The sequence below is a fragment of the Alteromonas sp. 4NH20-0056 genome, assembly GCF_057539655.1.
In genome coordinates this window covers 1-775 of sequence record NZ_BAAJLS010000031.1, presented here as the reverse complement: position 1 = coordinate 775, position 775 = coordinate 1, and the positions used below count along the sequence as shown (strand labels likewise).

1 protein-coding gene is annotated in these 775 nt (G+C 39.9%); it reads right to left on the bottom strand.

Translation table 11 applies throughout. From position 1 onward, the window contains the following. On the bottom strand, positions 1–343 hold a 343-nt coding region (locus AC27EZ_RS18115; RefSeq protein WP_487136661.1), incomplete at its 3' end, for a hypothetical protein. Between the last annotated feature and the right edge of the window lie 432 nt (positions 344–775).

The window sequence follows — 775 nt, the reverse complement described above, 5'->3', positions numbered from 1 at the left end:
TGCGTGCTTTCCATGAAATATCATATTTTGTACCGTAGGAATTTATGTGGTCCCTTGCGGCGAAATAAGTACTAAATGTAGGTGACGTACTTTTGCGCCCTTTTCCTTCAAATTGCCAGAAGTATAAAAAACCCTCATCACTAATAGAGTAATCGATATAATCCAAATTATATGGATGAACGGCCATTTCTATTGCTGGTAAATCGAAAGATGTGTAATCGTATTTTTGCCTAAGTAACTTAGCATTAAACGGTATTTGGTCATCGTAAAACCAAATGCCACTAGCCAAAATTTCTTCTTGCAGCAGCGTTGGTTCCCATTCCGATATAAACCTATTTTTCACCAAAGCACCTAACTTCCAAATATGGGGCGCAAACACGTGTGCAAAAATGGCGAAGCCGCGCACGTGTTTGCGTCCCAGCGAGCGACAGCGAGTGCCATAATTTGTTTGTTATGTAGCGTTTTAAAAAAGAGCATGCCAGATAAATCCGTAGAGCACAAAAATCCCGAATACTTGAAAGTACTGTGTTTTGCTTACGCTACCACTTTTAGCAGACATGTAGCCAAAGTGTGTTACTACCATAGCCATAACTAAAGGGAGAAGATAAAAAAACATCCCGGATTGATAAATTTTAGGAGATGGCGCAGATGCATGGGTAAAGATAGAGAGCACATACGTAAGAAAAAACAACTGAAATGCTAGGTATCGAGGAAGAGTTCCTAAGGCTTCGACTAGTTTATTCTGCATTGTGAATGTCCATATCCTTCAAGCTAC